17 protein-coding genes are annotated in these 19,720 nt (G+C 57.5%); 9 read left to right on the top strand and 8 right to left on the bottom strand.

Translation table 11 applies throughout. From position 1 onward, the window contains the following. The 4 genes from HWX89_RS11565 to HWX89_RS11550 all read right to left on the bottom strand — a co-directional run bounded on the left by HWX89_RS11565 (position 1) and on the right by HWX89_RS11550 (position 4,875). Positions 1–909, bottom strand: coding sequence for an ABC transporter permease subunit (locus HWX89_RS11565; RefSeq protein WP_138794615.1), 909 nt, complete (start codon positions 907–909; stop codon positions 1–3). Positions 910–921: 12 nt separating this feature from the next. Beyond that, the gene (locus tag HWX89_RS11560; RefSeq protein ID WP_138794614.1) at positions 922–2,079 is read right to left on the bottom strand and encodes an ABC transporter ATP-binding protein; all 1,158 of its coding nucleotides are present in this window, start codon (positions 2,077–2,079) and stop codon (positions 922–924) included. Between the two features lie 127 nt (positions 2,080–2,206). Further along, complete coding sequence (locus HWX89_RS11555; protein ID WP_138794613.1) at positions 2,207–3,304, bottom strand: polyamine ABC transporter substrate-binding protein; 1,098 nt, start codon at positions 3,302–3,304, stop codon at positions 2,207–2,209. A 152-nt stretch (positions 3,305–3,456) separates the two neighbouring features. Next, positions 3,457–4,875 (bottom strand): helix-turn-helix domain-containing protein, encoded by a 1,419-nt coding sequence (locus HWX89_RS11550; RefSeq protein ID WP_138794612.1) that lies wholly within the window; start codon positions 4,873–4,875, stop codon positions 3,457–3,459. Between the two features lie 234 nt (positions 4,876–5,109). Between HWX89_RS11550 and aceA the strand changes: the two genes are divergently transcribed. Beyond that, positions 5,110–6,399 (top strand): isocitrate lyase, encoded by a 1,290-nt coding sequence (gene aceA / locus HWX89_RS11545; RefSeq protein WP_138794611.1) that lies wholly within the window; start codon positions 5,110–5,112, stop codon positions 6,397–6,399. A 29-nt stretch (positions 6,400–6,428) separates the two neighbouring features. Next, entirely contained in the window at positions 6,429–6,674 is a 246-nt protein-coding gene (locus HWX89_RS11540) for an SMc00767 family acetate metabolism repressor (RefSeq protein WP_138794610.1), read from the top strand. A 14-nt stretch (positions 6,675–6,688) separates the two neighbouring features. Here the strand turns inward: HWX89_RS11540 and HWX89_RS11535 are convergent, their stop codons facing one another. Continuing rightward, complete coding sequence (locus HWX89_RS11535) at positions 6,689–7,561, bottom strand: LysR family transcriptional regulator (RefSeq protein WP_138794609.1); 873 nt, start codon at positions 7,559–7,561, stop codon at positions 6,689–6,691. A gap of 87 nt (positions 7,562–7,648) precedes the next feature. Here HWX89_RS11535 and HWX89_RS11530 point away from each other — a divergent pair, with 87 nt between their 5' ends. Next, positions 7,649–7,966 (top strand): hypothetical protein, encoded by a 318-nt coding sequence (locus HWX89_RS11530; protein WP_246705134.1) that lies wholly within the window; start codon positions 7,649–7,651, stop codon positions 7,964–7,966. Positions 7,967–8,128: 162 nt separating this feature from the next. On the opposite strand, the gene HWX89_RS11525 is transcribed toward HWX89_RS11530, so the two are convergent. Then, complete coding sequence (locus HWX89_RS11525; protein WP_138794608.1) at positions 8,129–9,310, bottom strand: BaiN/RdsA family NAD(P)/FAD-dependent oxidoreductase; 1,182 nt, start codon at positions 9,308–9,310, stop codon at positions 8,129–8,131. 127 nt (positions 9,311–9,437) lie between these two features. On the opposite strand from HWX89_RS11525, the gene HWX89_RS11520 reads away from it, so the two are divergent. From HWX89_RS11520 to HWX89_RS11495, 6 genes are all read left to right on the top strand, one after another. Then, complete coding sequence (locus tag HWX89_RS11520; RefSeq protein WP_138794607.1) at positions 9,438–10,874, top strand: glutamine synthetase family protein; 1,437 nt, start codon at positions 9,438–9,440, stop codon at positions 10,872–10,874. A 10-nt stretch (positions 10,875–10,884) separates the two neighbouring features. Next, entirely contained in the window at positions 10,885–12,171 is a 1,287-nt protein-coding gene (locus HWX89_RS11515) for an NAD(P)/FAD-dependent oxidoreductase (protein ID WP_138794606.1), read from the top strand. 138 nt (positions 12,172–12,309) lie between these two features. Next, positions 12,310–13,785, top strand: coding sequence for a glucose-6-phosphate dehydrogenase (gene zwf / locus HWX89_RS11510; protein WP_138794605.1), 1,476 nt, complete (start codon positions 12,310–12,312; stop codon positions 13,783–13,785). 12 nt (positions 13,786–13,797) lie between these two features. Then, complete coding sequence (pgl, locus tag HWX89_RS11505) at positions 13,798–14,496, top strand: 6-phosphogluconolactonase (RefSeq protein ID WP_138794604.1); 699 nt, start codon at positions 13,798–13,800, stop codon at positions 14,494–14,496. Between the two features lie 125 nt (positions 14,497–14,621). Then, complete coding sequence (edd, locus tag HWX89_RS11500) at positions 14,622–16,439, top strand: phosphogluconate dehydratase (RefSeq protein WP_138794603.1); 1,818 nt, start codon at positions 14,622–14,624, stop codon at positions 16,437–16,439. 175 nt (positions 16,440–16,614) lie between these two features. Continuing rightward, on the top strand, positions 16,615–17,979 hold the full coding sequence (locus HWX89_RS11495; RefSeq protein WP_138794602.1) for a metallophosphoesterase: 1,365 nt from the start codon (positions 16,615–16,617) through the stop codon (positions 17,977–17,979). Between the two features lie 86 nt (positions 17,980–18,065). Here the strand turns inward: HWX89_RS11495 and HWX89_RS11490 are convergent, their stop codons facing one another. Together HWX89_RS11490 and HWX89_RS11485 are read right to left on the bottom strand one after the other, a co-directional pair. Continuing rightward, complete coding sequence (locus HWX89_RS11490; RefSeq protein WP_178340712.1) at positions 18,066–18,422, bottom strand: hypothetical protein; 357 nt, start codon at positions 18,420–18,422, stop codon at positions 18,066–18,068. 201 nt (positions 18,423–18,623) lie between these two features. Beyond that, on the bottom strand, positions 18,624–19,712 hold the full coding sequence (locus HWX89_RS11485; protein WP_138794600.1) for an ABC transporter ATP-binding protein: 1,089 nt from the start codon (positions 19,710–19,712) through the stop codon (positions 18,624–18,626). Between the last annotated feature and the right edge of the window lie 8 nt (positions 19,713–19,720).

Below are 19,720 nucleotides of genomic sequence, written 5' to 3'. Positions count from 1 at the left end.
TCACCCCACCTTCTTCTGCTGGTTCTGGAAGATGGCTATTGGCACCACAAGCAAAAGCAGCAACAACACGGCAACGGCAGAAGCCAGAGGCCAGTCGCGATTGCCGAAGAACTCGGTCCAGAGCGTCTTGCCAATCATCAGGGTCTGTGCGCCACCCAGAAGATCCGGGATGACGAACTCGCCGGTAATCGGAATGAAGCAGATCATCGACCCGGCAATCACGCCCGGCAATGACAGTGGAAAGGTGATCTTCCAGAAGGCTTTCCAGGGCGGGCAGCCGAGATCTGCCGCAGCTTCCAGCAGGGTGTTGTCCAGCTTTTCAAGTGCCGAATAGAGCGGCAGCACCATGAATGGCAGGTACGAATAAACGATGCCGATGAAGATCGCCGTCTCTGTGCGGAAAATATTGACCTGCTGGTCAGGCCCGAGAAGACCGATCCATTGAAAGAGAACTGTCAGCAGACCTTCCGGCTTCAAGATGCCGATCCATGCGTAAACGCGGATCAGAAACGATGTCCAGAAGGGCAGGATGACGAGCATAACCAAGGTCGGTCGCACACTTGAAGGCGCCCGCGCCATGGCGAGTGCCATCGGATAACCGATCAGCAACAGCAGGAAGGTGGAAATCAGTGCAATCCGCAACGAGGAGAGATAGGCGTCCACGTAGAGCGGATCTTCCGTCAGGAAGATGTAGTTCTCAAAATCCAGTTGGGAGAAAAATTCGCCCAGCTTCGAAAACCCTTCGAAAACGGGCGTGTAGGGCGGCATGGCAATCGCGGTATCGGACAGCGATATCTTCAAAATAATGAAGAAGGGCGCTGCAAAAAAAAGCAGCAACCAGAAATAAGGAACCGCAACGACCAGCCATCGCCAGGGGCTTTGCCGGTTTTCTGGAGTGGTGGTTGCCATGTCAGCCCCTCCTCAACGCGTCAGAACCAGACCGGAATCCGGCGTCCATTTCAACCAGACCATGTCGCCGAAGGTGATCGGGCGATCGACGAGACGAGAGACGTTGGCCTGGGCCGCACGAATGACACGCCCGTCTGCCAGTTTGACAATGAAGATCGAGAAGTCGCCGAGATAGCCGATATCCCAGACTTCGCCATAGGCGGCGTTCACTGAGGTGTCCGCAGGCTGGTCGAGCGAAATACGGACCTTTTCTGGACGAATGGCGAAGGCAACCTTGTTGCCGGGAACGGCCGAGCATTCCTGTTCGACTGTAACCTTTAGCCCGTCGCAATCCAGCGTAACGGCCCCGGGTTTTCCAGCGGCGGAATCATTGGAGGCGACGGTCGCGTCGAAAATATTGATGTCACCGATGAAGTCCGCGACGTAGCGGCTGTTTGGCGCCTCATAGATTTCCGCAGGTGTCGCAACCTGAACGACAATGCCCTTGTCCATGACCGCGATCCGGTCGGACACGGTCATCGCCTCTTCCTGATCGTGCGTGACGATCAGGAAGGTCAGGCCAAGCGTTTGCTGCAAGTCCATCAACTCGAATTGGGTTTCTTCGCGCAACTTCTTGTCGAGCGCGCCAAGCGGTTCATCCAGAAGCAAAACCTTAGGCTGCTTGGCGAGCGAACGCGCCAGTGCCACACGCTGCCGCTGTCCGCCTGAAAGCTGGCTGGGCTTGCGTTTGGCAAACTCGGTCAGTTTGACGAGGCGCAGCATTTCCGCGACGCGGTTGGCAATATCCGCTTTGGGCAGTCCATCCTGCTCCAGACCGAATGCAATGTTCTTTTCAACGCTCATATGCGGAAACAGGGCATAGGACTGGAACATCATGTTGGTCGGGCGCTTGTAGGGCGGCACGCCGGAAATATCTTTTCCCTGCAACAAGATACGACCCGACGTCGGGTCCTCGAAACCGGCCAGCATGCGCATCAGCGTCGTCTTTCCGCAGCCGGAAGGGCCAAGAAGCGAAAAGAACTCGCGTTCATAAATATCGAGGGTCAGATCGTTGACAGCGACAAAGTCACCGAAGCGCTTGGTGACATTTTCAAAACGGATAAACGGAACCGCATCGGGACTGTTCCAAGGACTGAATTTCCGTTTCACCGGTCCCAAAGTTTTCGCCATTCGCCCTACCCTTAAATTCTTTGTCTGAAAAAGGCGGGCAAACTGCCAGCGGATCAATCGTCCGCTGGCTGAGGCATTTGTCGAGGAATGCGCCCGCCGGCCATTCCTCAACCAGCGAGCGGATAGATCAGCTACCGGTTTTTATCTGTGTCCAGACGCGGTTGAGAACGCGCTGTTCCTTCGGTCCGTAAGGCGAGATGGTGAAGAGCTTCTTCATCGTCGCCTCGTCAGGATAGACTGACGGGTTCTTGGACACCGATTCATCCATCAGTGGCTGAGAGGCAAGGTTACCATTGGCATACTGCACATAGTTGGAAGCCTTGGCGATGACTTCCGGCTTCATCAGGTAGTTGATGAAGGCATGTGCTTCATCGACATTCTTTGCGTCCGCCGGGATCGCCAGGTTGTCGAACCACATGTAGGTCCCTTCCTTCGGAATGACGTAGTTCACTTCCACGCCGTTCTTGGCTTCCTCAGCGCGGCTCTTGGCCTGCAGGATATCGCCCGACCAGCCGATGGTGATGCAGCTATCGCCGTTCGCCAGTTCATCGATGTAGGCGGAGGAATTGAAGGTCTTCACGTTGGGGCGGATCTTCATATAGACCTCGCCACCGGCTTCCAGATCAGCCGTTTCCTTGCTGTCCGGGTTCTTGCCAAGATAGTTCATGGCGATCGCAAAGGTTTCATCCGAAGCGTCGAGAATGTTGATGCCGCAGGATTTCAGCTTCTCTGCGTTTTCCGGTTTGAAGAGGATATCCCAGCTATCGACCGGCACATCGCCAAGAGCAGCCTTGACCTTGGCGACGTTGTAGCCGATGCCGGTCGTGCCCCACATGTAGTTGACGGCATACTCGTTGCCGGGGTCATACTTCGCCAGACGCTCAGACACTTCCGGCCACATGTTCTTCAGGTTCGGCAGCTTCGACTTATCAAGCTTCTGGAAAACGCCAGCGGTGATCTGACGGGCCAGGAACGGCGCTGTGGGAACCACGACATCGTAACCGGAGCTTCCGGCCAGCAGCTTGGTTTCAACCAGTTCGTTGCTGTCGAAAACGTCGTAAACGACCTTGATGCCGGTTTCCTTGGTGAAATCGGTCAGAATCGATTCGTCGATGTAATCGGACCAGTTATAAACGTGGACGACCTTCTCCTGAGCCATAGCAGAGCCCGCTGCAACAAGCGCGGAGGTCATGGCCAAGGTCATGCGGAGCGAACGGTAATTCATGATATCTCCTGTTTACGCATCCTCGTTGCGGGAGCGTTATCCCCTTTTTTGAGGAGAGACTAGAAAGGAAAACTGACGGTAGCAAGCGGGAAATGTGCACCACAGCATTTTCAACTGAATGTGTTCGGCACTAAAAAAATCAGCGTAAAAAACTACTGGAAGTCGAAGACGCTGAGCCCCGTCACCATCTCATCCAGCCCGAGGGGCCGTGTCAGAGGCGCTTCGGCGCGCGAAAGACAGCCCTGCCTTTCGCACAGACGACAGGAAGGCCCGATTGGGATGGCCACGGTCCCAGCCCCAACCGCCGCGCCATATACCGTTTCGCCCGCCAGTCCCGCATCACACCCCAGCAGAAGTGCCGTGCGCCTGATGCGTTCGCCAAAGCCCGCCTGCGGCCCTTCCAGCGTCCGCGCAACGGTCAAAAAGGAATCACCATCCGGCATCTGCGCCGTTTCCACGAGGACCTGACCTGGTTGTGCAAAAGCGGCATGAATGTTGAGCCTCGGACAGAGCCCGCCAAAGCGGGCACGAGGGAACCCCTGCGCTCCCGCCATACGGAAGCGGTTACCGGCATTGTCGATTTCCATCAGGAAAAACGGAATGGCGCAAGCCGATGATCGTTGCAACGTAACAAGACGGTTTGCCGCCTGTTCAAAGGACACGTTGAAACGGGAACGCAAGACATCAAGATCGTATTTCGCTCTCTGCACCGCAGCCAGAAACGCGCCGTAAGGCATCATCAAGGCGTGTGCAGCATAGCGTGCCAGCTCGAAGCGGGCGATACGACGCGCCTCTTGGCCTGCCAGGCCAAGCCCTTCTAGTTCGCCATCGATAGCTTCGCGTAGCGCCAGCAGACAGACCTCCATTGCCATTTCCCGAAGCTGATCGGCTTGAGAAAGCCGTTCTGAAATGAACAACCGCATGGAATGGCGATCATAACGCCGACGCAGATTGGGCATCGCATGAACCGGGAGGGTTCGAGCGACGATGCCGTGGTTTTTCTGCAGCCAGCTCCGCAAGCCTGTTGCCAGGTCGTCACCGGCCGCAAGCTCCTTGTGTAAAGCCTCCGCTGCCACATCGATCACATGAAAATAGTATGGCCTGTTTTCAAAAACATGCCGGACCTCATCGATCGGCAAACGGGTTGCCGAAAGCGCAGTCTCATGCCCCTCGCGTGCCAGCAGCTCCGAGAGGTCGGAGAGACGTTTGGCCTGCTCCCTGTAAGCACGGTACAACTTGATAACGCCGCTTGCGGCATTCGGCGCAGCGTCGGCCACCTCCACCAGTTCTTGCGGCGACGGCACCTCCCCCGCCAGAAGCGGGTCAGCAAAGACCTCTCGCAATTGCCCGGCAGATCCCGCGCTTTCACCCTGAAGATCATCCAGGTCGACCCTGTAGACTGAGGCGAGCTTCAGCAGAAGCTGAACCGTCAAAGGCCGCTGGTTACGCTCAATGAGGTTGAGATAGGAAGGCGAGATCGCCAGCGCCTCGGCCATGGCCGTCTGGGTCAGGCCCAGCCCGTTGCGAACGCGACGCACACGCGGTCCCGCGAAAATCTTGTTCTCCGACACGCCCCACCTTTACAAACCTGTTACAACTTCAGGTAACTCGATTTTTTACAATATTTACAAATTTACAGCTCCACCATGTCATACACACTACAGGATAACCTCTTTCAAGTCACTGTTTTTATGTTTATTCTGGCGTCACCAATCCCGAGAATGTAAATGTAGTCACACAGAAAAGCGCTTTAGACGGAGTCAAAAGGCGCCTTTCCAAACAGGCATTCACAGGGAGAGAGAAGTATGACGGATTTTTACAAACTTGTTCCAGGCGCACCACAGGGTCGTTATGACGGCATTGAACGCAGCTACACGACAGCGGATGTGGAGCGACTTCGTGGCTCCGTCAACATCAGGCACTCGCTGGCGGAAATGGGTGCGAACCGCCTGTGGCAACTCATCAATGAGGAAAATTTCGTCAACGCTCTCGGCGCTCTTTCCGGCAATCAGGCCATGCAGATGGTTCGTGCCGGGTTGAAGGCGATCTATCTCTCCGGATGGCAGGTTGCCGCGGACGCCAACACCGCGTCGGCCATGTATCCCGATCAGTCGCTTTACCCGGCCAATGCCGCACCGGAGCTTGCCAAGCGCATCAATCGCACCTTGCAGCGTGCCGATCAGATCGAGACGGCAGAAGGCAAGGGATTGTCGGTCGACACCTGGTTTGCCCCGATCGTTGCAGATGCCGAAGCCGGCTTCGGTGGACCGCTCAATGCGTTCGAGATCATGAAGGCTTTCATTGAAGCGGGTGCCGCCGGCGTTCACTACGAGGACCAGCTTGCATCCGAGAAGAAATGCGGCCATCTGGGTGGCAAGGTTCTGATCCCGACGGCGGCGCATATCCGCAACTTGACGGCCGCACGTCTTGCCGCAGATGTCATGGGCGTGCCGACCCTGGTTATCGCTCGCACGGATGCGGAAGCTGCCAAGCTTTTGACGTCAGATATCGACGAGCGCGACCGCCCGTTCGTGGATTATGACGCCGGCCGCACGGTCGAGGGCTTTTACCAGGTGAAGAACGGCCTTGAGCCCTGCATTGCACGTGCGGTCGCCTATGCGCCCTATTGCGATCTGATCTGGTGCGAGACATCGAAACCGGATCTGGAGCAGGCGCGCAAATTCGCAGAAGGCGTGCACAAGGTCCATCCGGGCAAGAAGCTCGCCTACAACTGCTCGCCGTCGTTCAACTGGAAAAAGAACCTCGACGACGCGACGATTGCCAAGTTCCAGCGTGAACTGGGGGCGATGGGTTACAAGTTCCAGTTCATCACCCTTGCCGGTTTCCACCAGTTGAACTACGGCATGTTCGAGCTGGCGCGCGGCTACAAGGATCGGCAGATGTCGGCCTATTCCGAGCTTCAGGAAGCGGAATTTGCGGCAGAAGCCAACGGCTACACCGCGACGAAACATCAGCGAGAGGTCGGCACCGGTTACTTCGATGCCGTATCGCTTGCGATCTCCGGCGGCACGTCTTCGACCACCGCCATGAAAGAATCGACCGAGCATGACCAGTTCCGCCCGGCTGCGGAATGAATGAAAAAGCCAGCTTAACGGAGGAAAAAATGGCTTCGATTTCGAGAGTTAGAGAACGGGCAGACGAACAATCCTCTGCCATGAACCAGGACCAGCAGGCAGCGATCCGCATGCTGGCAAACGACCTGCACCGGCTCAATCAGTCGGTTATGAAAGCGGTCGAAGCCGGTGTCTCCGTCGAGCTGGTTCGCTCGGCGCGCCACCATGGCGGCGGAGGAAACTGGGGCGATCTGCTGATCCCTGTCATCGTTGCGCAGGGAAGCGCTGCGGCCTGAGAAGGCCCACAACCTCAAGCCGGGCGACTGTTGCGCCCGGCAAACAAATCCGAATGCCCCTTGATCAGACGGGTCATACGGTCCGCCACCGTCCGTATATCGCGACGGTGGCGATCGTCATTGTTCATGACGATCCACTGCGAATGCCGCAGTTCCTCGATCTCCCCACCTTCGCGCATCAACCGCGCATCCGTATCCCCAACGAAACAGGGGAGTATAGCGACCCCGGCGCCAGACAACGCCAGATCCAACAAGGCGGTCGGTCGGTTCACGGTCACGACCAGACGATCAGACCGGTTCGCATGGGGCCATTGCAGGTAAGCCGAGATTGCCTGCTCGCTGGACACCGCAAGCCAGCGGTCGATGACCGAGGTCGCGGCGTTGCGCAGCCGATAAGGCGCATAAGCGACGTCTCCCGTCCTGATCGCCGCGAGATTGCGTTCCTCCGGCGCGAACGCACGGATGCCGATATCGTGCTCCCGGTGCGCCAGCGCTGCCCTCTGCTCGGCGATAAAAAGATCGATGCGAAAATCGTCCCGCTCGGTACAGATCGCAGCGAAGTTCGCCGTCAACAGCCATGCGTTCCATGTTCCGAGAGCGATGCGCACGAGCGACGACCCAGCTGAAGACTTTTGCCAGCCTTCCACGTCTTTGGCGGCGTTCTCCATCGCCTGAAGGCGGTCGAACAATGCCCTGCCCTCCACCGTCAACGTGTATCCCGTCTGGCTTCTTTGAAAGAGTGTCTTGCCGATACGCTCTTCCAGTTCAACCATACGCCGGCCGACGGTCGCGGGGCTGAGACCCGTCAGCGACGCAGCCCCTGTCAGGCCGCCGCTGCGTGACACGTCAAGAAAAAGCTGGTAAGAATCCCAAGTGATGTTTTTCATCAGTGAAAAACATAGCGCAATATCTTGCGCAGATAAAACAAAAAACGGCGTGCATCATGGCCCTCCGAACTCAAGGAGGATTGAGATATGCACGCGTTTTATTCAGCTCTGGCGATCATCGAAAACCAGCAACCGCGCACGCGGCGGGAAGCCATCAGACAGGAAGAAAAATTCTATGCCGACATGGCGGAAGCGTCGCGGCTCTGGCGGTTTTTTAAAGCAATTGCCAAAACAATAAGGTCAAAGGGCCGCAACCTAGAAAAGAAGCACGGCGAAAGCAGTCAGAGCACCGGCTGTAATCATGGTCAGACGCAGAGTTATCTGCGCGGTCTCGCTGGCAACGTGAGCAAGGGCAATAGCGCGGGGACGGCGGTTTGCGGATCTGTTCATACGCGGTTTTCCTGACGAAATACTCAACCGATCCATGCCTTCTTCCGAAGGCTTCCAGCATGACATCATGTGCAAGACGGCAACCATGGGCCGACTTCGCTGGCATTCGGCCAGCATGACTCCATGCCTGTTAACACAATGTTAAAGGGCGCCAATTTCGGGTTAACGTGGCTGACGTCAGGCAGCCTCGCCCGCGGCATGGCCGCAAGCCCATGCCCACTGGAAATTGTAGCCGCCAAGCCAGCCGGTCACATCCACGCACTCGCCGATGAAAAACAGGCCAGGTATGGATTTGGCTGCCATGGTGCGGGAATCGAGATGTGTCGTGTCGACGCCGCCAAGCGTCACCTCGGCGGTTCGATAGCCCTCGGAGCCGGCAGGCTTGATGTGCCACTCCTGCGCCTCCGCCACCAGCTTGGCCAGCGCCTTGTCGGACATATCGGCGAGATTGCCTGTCATCGCAGCCCTGTCGACAACATGCTGAGCGAGCCGTTTAGGCAATATCTCGGAAAGAGCGGTTTGCGCAGACTGGCGTCCGTTTGCTTTTTTCGCGTCCTTCAGGTGCGACAGCATATCGACTTCGGGCTCCAGTTTCAGCCGGATCGTATCGCCCTCGCGCCAGTAGGACGATATTTGCAGGATCGACGGCCCACTGATGCCGCGATGGGTGAACAGCAACGCCTCTACGAACGAGGTCTTTCCATGAAATACTTCGGCGGGAACGGCAACACCGGACAGAGGCGCAAGCTTTTCCAACTGGGCCGGATCGAGCGTCAGCGGAACAAGGCCGGGCCGAGGTTCGATGAGCGGCAAACCAAACTGTTCTGCAATCTGATAGGCAAAGCCGGTGGCGCCCATTTTCGGGATCGATTTCCCACCCGTCGCGACCACAAGACTTTCAGTCTCGATCGTGCCTGCCGAGGTTGTTACGCGAAAGCGATGCCCGTCGTGCGCAACAGCCGATATGTCGGTCTGCAACCGAAGCTTTGCACCCACTGCCTGCATTTCAGCAAGCAGCATACGAATGATGTCCTTCGCGCTATCATCACAAAATAATTGGCCAAGCGTCTTTTCATGCCAGGCGATGCCGTGTTTTTCGACGAGAGCGATAAAATCCCTCGGCGTGTAGCGCGCGAGCGCCGACTTGGCAAAATGCGGGTTGGTCGACAGATAATTTTTAGGGCCGGCGTGAATATTGGTGAAGTTGCAGCGACCGCCGCCAGAGATGCGGATTTTCTCGCCCGGCGCCTTGGCATGATCGAGAACGATCACCGAGCGACCGCGCTGTCCGGCACGGATGGCGCACATCATGCCGGCAGCACCAGCACCCAAAATCAGCACATCACATTTCTCGGCCATCGATCATCCCCGCTTCCATCTCCTTCCTCTTTTCGAACCGTGGGCTCTTGTCAATGGCGCTTTCCCCCTCGCCAATTGCCAAACTCTGGTTATGATGCCGCCAGTCGAAACTGAGACCCGGTGATACATGCCCCCCAAGAAAACCATGCTCCGCCCCAAAAAGCCGGCAACCATGGCAAAGACACCCCCTCTCGACCTTTCCTCCCCCCGTGGTGTTTCTTCCTGGCGCGAAGCCTCCCAATGGTTGAGGGCCCGCGGCATCGAGGACATCGAATGCATCACGCCGGACCTTGCCGGCGTTCCGCGCGGCAAAATGATGCCAACGGCGAAATTTACCGGCGACACGTCGCTTGCGCTGCCCTCGGCACTCTACCGCCATACGATTTCCGGTGAGTATCCCGACGAGACGGCGAATTTCCGTTATGAGCCGCGCGACAGCGACCTGAAGCTGGTGCCCGACCTGTCAACGCTGTCCGTTGTCCCGTGGGAAAGCGATCCGACGGCGCAGGTGATCTGCGATGTGGTCGATGCCGAAGGCGCATCCGTTCCCTATACGCCCCGCAACGTTCTGAAAAACGTCCTTTCTCTTTACAAGGAGAAAGGCTGGAAGCCGGTTGTTGCCCCGGAAATCGAGTTCTACCTCGTCGCCATGAACGATGACCCGGATTATCCGCTGCATCCGCCAAAAGGCCGCTCGGGTCGCTCGATTGTTGGCGGTCAAAGCTATTCGATCGCCGGTATCAACGAATTCGACGAACTGATCGACGATATCTATCACTTCTCCGAAAAACAGGGACTTGAGATCGACACGCTGATCCATGAAGAGGGACCGGCCCAGCTTGAAATCAACCTGCGTCACGGCGATCCGATCGAACTGGCCGACCAGGTGTTCCTGTTCAAGCGCACCATCCGTGAAGCTGCCCTGAAGCACGGTATCTACGCTACCTTCATGGCAAAGCCGATGCAGGGCCAGCCAGGTTCGGCGATGCATATCCATCAGTCGGTCATCGAGATCGACAGTGGCCGGAATATCTTCTCCAACAAGGATGGCAGCGCCTCCAAGGAGTTCTTCTCGTTCGTTGGTGGCATGCAGCGTTACGTACCGAATGCGCTGGTGATGCTGGCGCCTTACGTGAACTCTTACCGACGTCTGACGCCTGACATGGCCTGCCCGGTCAACAATGCCTGGGGTTACGACAACCGCACGACGGCTTTCCGCGTACCGATCTCCGGACCGCAGGCACGGCGCGTGGAAAACCGTCTGCCCAGCTCCGATGCCAATCCCTACCTTGCGCTTGCGGCATCGCTCGGGTGCGGCTGGCTTGGCATCATGAACAATATCGAGCCGACCGAGCCGACCTATGAAACGGCGAATGAAGGTTCCATCGACCTGCCGCGCGGCCTTCTCGAAGCCGTGGCACTTCTCGAGGCCGAACCGCAGTTCGACCGGGTGTTCGGTCATGAATTCGTCGGGCTATATGCCGGACTGAAACGGGGGGAATTCGAAACCTTCATGCAGGTCATCAGCCCGTGGGAGCGGGAATTCCTGCTTCTCAACGTGTGAGGACTTTCACATGGCATGGCAAAGCCCGATCGCACCGGGCATCTCCTGGTATCAGGCGACTGTCGGTGAGCGACCGGAATATCCGTCCATGGACGGCTCCAGGGATACGGAGGTCGCCATTATTGGTGGCGGCTATACCGGCCTTCAAGCTGCCTGCAATCTCGCGGCCAACGGCGTCCCGGTCGTTCTGATCGAAGCAAACCGCTTTGGTGACGGCGCGTCGGGACGTAACGGCGGGCAGTTCGGCAGCGGCCAACGATCCTGGCCGGATGAGCTTGAGGATATCGTCGGTTTCGAACAGTCGAAGCTTCTTTTCGATATTGCCGAAGGCGCCAAACATTACGTTCTCGATTTCGCCCGCGATCATGGCATCGACATCGATTATCTGCCGGGCCAACTCAATGTGGCGCACAAGGCAGCGTACGAAGACGACTATCGCAAAAGTGTCGCGGCGATGAATGAACGCTACGACTATCCGCACATCTCTTTCATGGAGCAGGCGGAAGCGCGCGAACGTGTCGGTTCCAGTCATTATTTCGGCGGCACACGCGACACCGGCACCGGGCATATTCACCCTTTGAAGCTACTGGTCGGACTTGCCAAGGCCGCCAGATCAGCGGGTGCCGATATTTTCGAAATGACGCCGGCCAAATCCATTCGGCAATCGGGCGGCAAGACCATCATCGAGACGCCTTTCGGGACGTTGACAGCAAAGCGCGTTCTGATCGCCACCAATGCCTATATCGGCAACCTGGAGCCGGTTACCGCCGCACACATCATGCCGATCCGTTCCTTCATCGGCGCGACAGCTCCCCTCGACAATCATCCGCATGTCATTCCCGGCCAGGAAGCCGTTGCGGATTCCCGTTTCGTGGTGCGCTATTTCCGCAAGACCAATGACAATCGGCTGCTGTTTGGCGGACGCGAAGCTTACACGGCCGATACACCACGCGATATTTCAGTGCATATCCGCAAGCAGATCGCAGAAATCTATCCGGCGTTGAAAGACGTCGAGATTACCCACTCCTGGGGCGGCTCCGTCGGCATCACCATGCCAAGGCAACCTTTCGTGCGCGAAGTCATGCCTGGCGTGATGTCGATTGGCGGTTACTCGGGACACGGCGTCATGCTCGCAAACTACTGCGGCAAACTCTATGCCGACATGGTTCTGGGACGGCAGGATCTGCTTGCACCGTTCGCACGGCTGAAAGTGCCTCCTTTCCCGGGTGGGGCTTCGCTCAGAGCACCCTTATTATTCATTGCGCTGTCGTGGTTTGCACTTCGAGACAGGTTCTAGGAACCACTTTGCAGAATGCCGGGCGCCGTGCGCGGCATCGGCTAAAAATCAAAATTCAGAATTCGCTTCACTGAGACTGGCATTTTTAAATCGATTAGATTATTGATGCCCCCAACCCTAAAGATCGAGAGAATCGAGATGAGCAGTCAGATCATTCCCGTTGACCCCTTTGATTGTGTCGTGTTCGGCGGCACAGGCGATTTGGCAGAGCGCAAGCTGCTTCCTGCCCTTTATCATCGCCAGATCGAAGGTCAGTTTACCGAGCCGACCCGCATTATTGGTGCGTCCCGCTCAGTAATGAGCCATGAGGAATATCGCAAATTCGCGCAGGATGCGCTGAAGGAGCACCTGAAGGCCGGAGAGTACGACGACGAACAGGTCGCCCGTTTTATCGAGCGGATTTTCTACGTACCGGTCGACGCCAAGGGCGATAATGGCTGGGACACGCTGAAAAAGCTGCTGGACGAAGGCAAGGAACGCGTTCGCGCCTTTTATCTCGCTGTTGCACCCGGCATCTTCGGTGATATCGCCGACAAGATTCGCGAACACAAGCTGATCACCAAATCCACCCGCATCGTGGTTGAAAAGCCGATTGGTCGTGATCTTGCGTCTGCGCAGGAACTGAACGACACCATCGGCCACGTTTTCAAGGAAGAGCAGATCTTCCGTATCGACCACTATCTCGGCAAGGAAACCGTACAGAACCTGATGGCGCTGCGTTTCGCCAACGCGCTCTACGAGCCGCTTTGGAATTCCGCGCATATCGACCATGTGCAGATCACCGTGGCGGAAGCCGTGGGTCTGGAAGGCCGTGCCGGTTACTACGACAAGGCGGGTGCGCTGCGCGACATGGTGCAGAACCACATTCTGCAATTGCTTTGCCTTGTCGCGATGGAGCCGCCGGCATCCATGGATGCGGAAGCTGTTCGTGACGAAAAGCTCAAGGTGCTTCGCTCGCTGAAACCGATCGATGCAAGCAATGTCGAAAAGCAGACGGTTCGCGGCCAGTACCGCGCTGGCGCTTCTGCCGGCGGTCCCGTCCGTGGCTATCTGGAAGAACTCGAAGGCGGCGTTTCCAACACCGAAACCTTTGTCGCCATCAAGGCTGAGATCGCCAATTGGCGCTGGGCTGGCGTTCCCTTCTACATCCGCACGGGAAAACGTCTTGCAACGCGCGTGTCCGAGATTGTTGTCACGTTCAAGCAGATCCCGCACTCGATCTTTGACGACGCAGCCGGAAAGATCGAAGCCAACAAGCTCGTCATCCGCCTGCAGCCGGACGAAGGCGTGAAGCAGTCCCTGCTCATCAAGGACCCAGGTCCGGGCGGCATGCGCCTGCGACAGGTTTCGCTGGACATGAGCTTTGCCGAGGCTTTCAATGTCCGTAGCCCGGATGCTTACGAGCGCCTGCTGATGGACACGATCCGCTCCAACCAGACGCTGTTCATGCGCCGCGACGAAGTGGAAGCTGCATGGGACTGGGTGGACCCGATCCTCAAGAGCTGGGAAGAAACGGGTCAGGGCGTGCAGGGTTACACTGCGGGCACATGGGGTCCGAGCGGTTCGATTGCGCTGATCGAGCGCGATGGTCGCACCTGGCACGATGCCGACTGAGGGTGGATTGACATGACTGAAACCATGCATGTCTTCGATAACACCGCCGATCTGGCATCATCGCTGGCAGCTGATGTTGCCAGCCGTCTGGCAAGCGCGACGGAAGAACGGGGAACGGCGAGCATTGCCGTTTCCGGGGGCTCGACGCCCAAGCTGTTCTTCCAGGCGCTTTCCCGCCATGCGCTTGATTGGCCCAATATCAGCGTCACCCTTGTCGACGAACGTTTCGTTTCTGCCGACAGTGATCGTTCGAACCACAAGCTTGTCGCAGACAACCTGCTTCAGAACGAAGCGAAAGCAGCTTATTTCGTTCCGCTGTTCCAGCCTGCCGCATCGCCTGAAGATGCAGCAACGCTGGCAACGGTAAAGACCGAAGCGATCTGCGATCCCTTCGATGTTGTCATTCTCGGCATGGGAACGGATGGCCACACCGCCTCGTTTTTCCCGGGCGGCGACAATCTCGAGGAAGCGCTCGACCTCGACGAACCGCGTGGCGTTCTGACGATGGCGGCTGAAAATGCCGGAGAAGAACGGCTGACGTTCAATTTCTCCAGCCTTGCCGATGCCCGTTTTCTGGTGCTGCACATCGAAGGTGCGGCCAAGAAGGCGACGCTTGAAAAAGCACAGTCGGGCGAAGACGAAGACGAGATGCCAATCCGCGCCGTGTTGAACCGCGCAGACACGCCCGTCGACATTTACTGGGCACCCTAAGCCTGAGGCTGCGCTCATCGCAGCCCGCCCAGGCGCCCAAAGCGACGTAAGAGAGAAACACGACGACCGGCCTTTCACCTCCCAAGGAGGGGCCGGTTGCCGACCAACGAACAGGATGAACGCCCATGGCCGCCGATTCCCGCATTCAGGCTATCACTGACCGCATTGTCGAACGCTCCAAGCCCTACCGCGAAACCTATCTGGAGCGGCTTCGGTTACAGGTTTCCAAGGGCGTGCATCGCTCGGTGCTTTCCTGCGGCAATCTTGCACACGGCTTTGCGGTCTGTTCCCCCGCCGACAAGGATCTCCTTGCCGGCGACCGGGTTCCCAATCTGGGCATCATCACCGCCTATAACGACATGCTTTCGGCCCATCAGCCCTACGAAACCTTTCCGGCAATCATTCGCGATGCCGCAAAGGAAGCTGGTGGCGTGGCACAGGTGGCCGGCGCCGTTCCGGCCATGTGCGACGGCGTCACCCAGGGACAGCCGGGCATGGAGCTTTCGCTTTTTTCGCGCGACGCAATTGCCATGGCAGCCGGGATCGGCCTCTCCCACAACATGTTCGATGCAGCCGTCTATCTTGGCGTCTGCGACAAGATCGTGCCGGGCCTCGTGATCGCAGCTCTTTCCTTCGGTCATCTTCCATCCGTCTTCATTCCCGCAGGCCCAATGACATCAGGCCTGCCGAATGATGAGAAGTCGCGCATCCGCCAGCTTTATGCAGAAGGCAAGGTCGGCCGCGCCGAGCTTCTCGAAGCAGAATCGAAGTCCTATCATGGCCCAGGCACCTGCACGTTCTACGGTACGGCTAACTCCAACCAGATGCTGATGGAGATCATGGGCTTCCACATGCCCGGATCGTCCTTCGTCAATCCGAATACGCCGCTGCGCGATGCGCTGACCCGCGAGGCGACAAAGCGTGCGCTGGCCATTACTGCGCAGGGCAACGAGTTTACGCCGGCCGGTGAAATGATCGACGAGCGTTCGGTCGTCAATGGCGTCGTCGGACTGCACGCAACCGGCGGCTCGACGAACCACACAATGCACCTCATCGCCATGGCGCGTGCTGCAGGCATCGTTCTGACCTGGCAGGATATTTCCGATCTCTCCGATACGGTTCCGCTGCTTGCCCGCGTCTATCCCAACGGATTGGCCGACGTGAACCATTTCCACGCCGCCGGCGGCATGGGCTTCCTGATCAAGCAACTGTTGAAACATGGCTTCGTCCACGACGATGTTCGCACTGTTTTCGGCCATGGCCTGGAAGCCTATACCGTTGACGCGAAGCTCGGCGAAAATGGCGCGGTGGCGCGTCAGCCGTCACCGGAACAGAGCCACGACCCGAAGGTTCTCGCCAGCATCGAAACGCCATTCCAGTCGACGGGCGGTCTGAAGATGCTGACCGGCAATATTGGCAAATCGGTCATCAAGATTTCCGCCGTCAAACCGGAACGCCATATCATCGAGGCACCGGCAATCGTCTTCCACGACCAGCAGGAACTTCAGGACGCCTTCAAGGAAGGCAAGCTTGAGCGCGATTTTATCGCCGTTGTCCGCTTCCAGGGTCCGAAAGCCAACGGCATGCCTGAACTGCATCGGCTGACACCGCCGCTTGGCGTCCTTCAGGATCGCGGCTTCAAGGTCGCGCTCGTGACCGACGGCCGCATGTCCGGCGCGTCGGGCAAGGTGCCTGCCGCCATCCACGTGACACCGGAAGCATCCGACTGCGGCCCGATCTCGCTAATCCGCGATGGCGATATCATCCGCCTTGATGCTGTATCCGGCACACTGGAGGTGCTGGTTTCTGCCGCCGAACTGGCAAAACGCGAACCGGCTCAAGCTGACCTCTCCGGCAATGAATGGGGTATGGGCCGCGAACTCTTCGCAACCTTCCGCCGCAATGCCGGCCCTGCCGACCAGGGCGCCAGCGTGTTCCACTAAGGGATGATGATGGAAGCCATCGGCTTCCGGCTTTTGCTCAGTCGAACAATCATCTCCGGCTTCCGGCCTTTCATGGCCGGCGCAAAAAATTGTCATGCAACTGTGATGATTGCCCTATAGTCCCCTCCTCAACCAGCCGCAGATGATCAGGCGACTGGACGGAATGGGACAAGACATGACGATTTTTTCCAGCAAGCGCCGCGACGTTCTGAAGCTGATGGCGGGGACAGCCATCCTTCCAATGATGGTCGCCGTCACGTCCGCAGTCGCGCAAGAAACGGCGTTGCGCGCCATCGTGATTGCCGACCTGCACTCCGCCTATGAGCGTATCGGTCAGCTTCTTGCCGCAATCGAAACCCGTATTGCCTCCGACAAGACGCCGCACATCATTCTGCTGAATGGCGACCTGTTTGAAAGCGGCAACGCTGTGGCAATGCGCTCGGCCGGTGAAATCGAATGGGCCTTTCTCTCCGCGCTCGCAAAACTTGCTCCGACTGTCATCAACATCGGCAACCACGAGCCCGACATTGACAACGACCTGGCCCATTTCGTCAGCCGTGCCAGCGAACTCGGCATTACGGTTCTCAGCAACATCGTCGATAAACGTAGCGGCGCTCCCTACGCTCCAGCCCATGCCGACATAAGTGTCGGGGGACAGAAGGTAGTCGTAGCAGGGCTTGCGACCAATGCGCTCAACACCTACCCTAAGGCCACACGAGACACGCTGGATATTCCAGAGCCAACGGCGTGGGCAAGAAATAACCTTCCAGCCATCGTGAAGCAGGATGCGTTCAGCATCATCCTCAGCCACGCCGGCGTCGTTGCCGATCGCGATATCCTGCCAACCTTGCCGGATGGGACATTGCTCGTCGGTGGCCACGACCATTTAAACTTTGTCCATGATGAGAACGCCACGCGCTACGTCCACACCGGTTCGTGGTGCACATCCATGACCGTTGCGACATTCGGTTACCCCGGAAAAGCACCGACGATCGAGGCCATCGCCATCGACGACACGGCTCCGGCTTCACCCGCACTTAAAACACTGATCACACAGACGCTGGAAAAGCATTTGACTGACGAGGAAAAAACGGTCGTTGGCACATCTTCAGCAGCATTGACGGTCGACCAGGCCGGGCGGCATGCAGCCATGGCCATTGCCGCGAAGACAGGCTCGGACATCGGTTTTCTCGGCCATACGTCGTTCGGTGCAGGTCTGCCGAAGGGTGACATTCGTCGCTACGACTTCAATGCCTCGCTGCGTTTCGACGGCAAGTTGATGGTCACAGAGGTCGATGGTAACGTTCTTGCGGAAATTCTCACGCGTTGCAATCAAGATGGCGACATTGCGCTTTCCAAGCGCACCGGCGACTATCTCTACGCGATGCCTGAAGAGCCTGAAACAAAGCAGCGCTACAAGCTCGTCTGCAACGACTGGTCGGCCATGAACCAGAAATCCTATTTCGGCCGCAGCGACCTGACATTCGCCGAGCTTCCCGATGTCAAGCTGAAGCAGATAGTGCTTGAGAGCCTGAGTTAGAGGCGGCACGTCGGCCCGATTACCGTTCCTCAAATGCAAAACGCGCAACCGTGATGGTCGCGCGCCACTTCGTAGTCCGGGGTTGCTCAGAAAGAGCGGATATCGAGCTTGCGGTCCCGGTGTGCTGGATGCGTGCTGAACACGAAGATACGGTCCAGTTCCTTCTGCGCCAACATGCGCAGGAAACGGACGTGGATCGTGTTGTTGGCGTTAACACGCAAGAGCATGCAGCCGATCTTGCTGATACGGGCGTCGGGAATATCAAGGTAAAACTGGTTCGGCAGATTATACTGCGTCAACAGCGCGAGCACTGCTTCCGTCTGAGAAATACGGATCACATCACAACGACGCGCCGCCATGTGCATGACAGCCTTTTCGGTGTATTCGATGCGCGCCGCGTTCATCGTGTCCTCCATGCGGAACCGCCCTTCGCGGTCGTACATGAAGGATTCTTCCTTGCTCAAATAGCTATTTTTGAAACTGCTCGCACCGCTTTGCAACTTCCATACCCCCGTATGCAATTCATGGCTCAGAGAGTAGCGTGCAGTCTTTAACAATTCATATCGGCGCGGCGTATCCCGCACTAAAATAAGAGCCCGAAACAGATCCTGTTCCGGGCCTCTCGTTTTATCCTATTGCTTCGGCTACGTCCGGTAGGTTTTGCCGTCAGCGTCGAAGAGATGCAGCTTTTCCTGGGGGGCAGCGAAGCGTAGCGTTTCCCCTTTCTGCACCGCGACAATGCCTGGCAATTTGACGATGATCGGCTCTTGCCCCTTCGGCGCCTCAAGATAAAGCAGCGTTACCTCACCAAGTGCTTCGACAATCGCGACCTTGCCTTCGAACAGATAGTCGTCACCGGTAACGACGTTCAAATCTTCCGGGCGAACGCCGAAGCTTGCAGCCTTGCCCTGTTCCGACGCAGCGGTTGCAACGTTGATGGCAAGAGACTTGCCGCCTGCCAATTCGATCGTGGTCCGCTCACCGGTGGCCGCGACCTTTGCAGCGAGAATATTCATCGCAGGCGATCCAATGAAACGCGCAACGAAAAGATTGGCGGGATTTTCGTATAGCTCAAGTGGCGCGCCAACCTGCTCGACGCGACCCGCATTGAGGACGACGATACGATCCGCCAGTGTCATCGCTTCCACCTGATCGTGGGTGACGTAGATCATCGTCGTATCCGACATCTGCTCTGACAGCTTGGCAATCTCGATACGTGTGGCAACACGAAGCGCAGCATCGAGGTTCGACAATGGCTCATCGAACAGAAAGACTTTCGGATTGCGGCAGATGGCACGACCGATAGCAACACGCTGACGCTGGCCACCCGAAAGCGCCTTCGGCAGCCGCTCCAGATATTGCGTCAACTGCAGGATTTCGGCAGCAGCGCGAACGCGGCGGTCGATCTCCTGCCTGCTTTCCTTGGCGATCTTCATGCCGAAGGCCATGTTGTCGTAAACAGTCATGTGCGGATAGAGCGCGTAGGACTGGAACACCATTGCAATGCCGCGACGCGACGGCGGAATTTCATTGACGAGCTGGCCGTCAATGAACATTTCACCGCCAGTAATCTCCTCAAGACCGGCGATCATGCGCAACAGCGTGGATTTACCGCAGCCCGACGGGCCAACGAAAACGACGAATTCGCCCTGCTCGATCTTCAGATCGATGCCGTGCAGAACCTTCACCTGTCCGTAGGATTTGCGAATATCCTTGAGAACGAGACTTGTCATACGGCGTT

This window comes from Rhizobium sp. RM (assembly GCF_013390595.1).
Lineage (GTDB): Bacteria > Pseudomonadota > Alphaproteobacteria > Rhizobiales > Rhizobiaceae > Agrobacterium.
The sequence above is the reverse complement of the archived record's forward strand: the minus strand, read 5'-3'. Positions and strand labels throughout refer to the sequence as shown.

Bases quoted from the DNA above. Each gene is read 5' to 3' on its own strand.
- HWX89_RS11565 (WP_138794615.1), bottom strand. From the start codon at position 909: ATGGCAACCACCACTCCAGAAAACCGGCAAAGCCCCTGGCGATGGCTG.
- HWX89_RS11560 (WP_138794614.1), bottom strand. From the start codon at position 2,079: ATGGCGAAAACTTTGGGACCGGTGAAACGGAAATTCAGTCCTTGGAAC.
- HWX89_RS11555 (WP_138794613.1), bottom strand. From the start codon at position 3,304: ATGAATTACCGTTCGCTCCGCATGACCTTGGCCATGACCTCCGCGCTT.
- aceA (WP_138794611.1), top strand. From the start codon at position 5,110: ATGACGGATTTTTACAAACTTGTTCCAGGCGCACCACAGGGTCGTTAT.
- HWX89_RS11540 (WP_138794610.1), top strand. From the start codon at position 6,429: ATGGCTTCGATTTCGAGAGTTAGAGAACGGGCAGACGAACAATCCTCT.
- HWX89_RS11535 (WP_138794609.1), bottom strand. From the start codon at position 7,561: ATGAAAAACATCACTTGGGATTCTTACCAGCTTTTTCTTGACGTGTCA.
- HWX89_RS11530 (WP_246705134.1), top strand. From the start codon at position 7,649: ATGCACGCGTTTTATTCAGCTCTGGCGATCATCGAAAACCAGCAACCG.
- HWX89_RS11525 (WP_138794608.1), bottom strand. From the start codon at position 9,310: ATGGCCGAGAAATGTGATGTGCTGATTTTGGGTGCTGGTGCTGCCGGC.
- HWX89_RS11520 (WP_138794607.1), top strand. From the start codon at position 9,438: ATGCCCCCCAAGAAAACCATGCTCCGCCCCAAAAAGCCGGCAACCATG.
- HWX89_RS11515 (WP_138794606.1), top strand. From the start codon at position 10,885: ATGGCATGGCAAAGCCCGATCGCACCGGGCATCTCCTGGTATCAGGCG.
- zwf (WP_138794605.1), top strand. From the start codon at position 12,310: ATGAGCAGTCAGATCATTCCCGTTGACCCCTTTGATTGTGTCGTGTTC.
- pgl (WP_138794604.1), top strand. From the start codon at position 13,798: ATGACTGAAACCATGCATGTCTTCGATAACACCGCCGATCTGGCATCA.
- edd (WP_138794603.1), top strand. From the start codon at position 14,622: ATGGCCGCCGATTCCCGCATTCAGGCTATCACTGACCGCATTGTCGAA.
- HWX89_RS11495 (WP_138794602.1), top strand. From the start codon at position 16,615: ATGACGATTTTTTCCAGCAAGCGCCGCGACGTTCTGAAGCTGATGGCG.
- HWX89_RS11490 (WP_178340712.1), bottom strand. From the start codon at position 18,422: ATGTACGACCGCGAAGGGCGGTTCCGCATGGAGGACACGATGAACGCG.
- HWX89_RS11485 (WP_138794600.1), bottom strand. From the start codon at position 19,712: ATGACAAGTCTCGTTCTCAAGGATATTCGCAAATCCTACGGACAGGTG.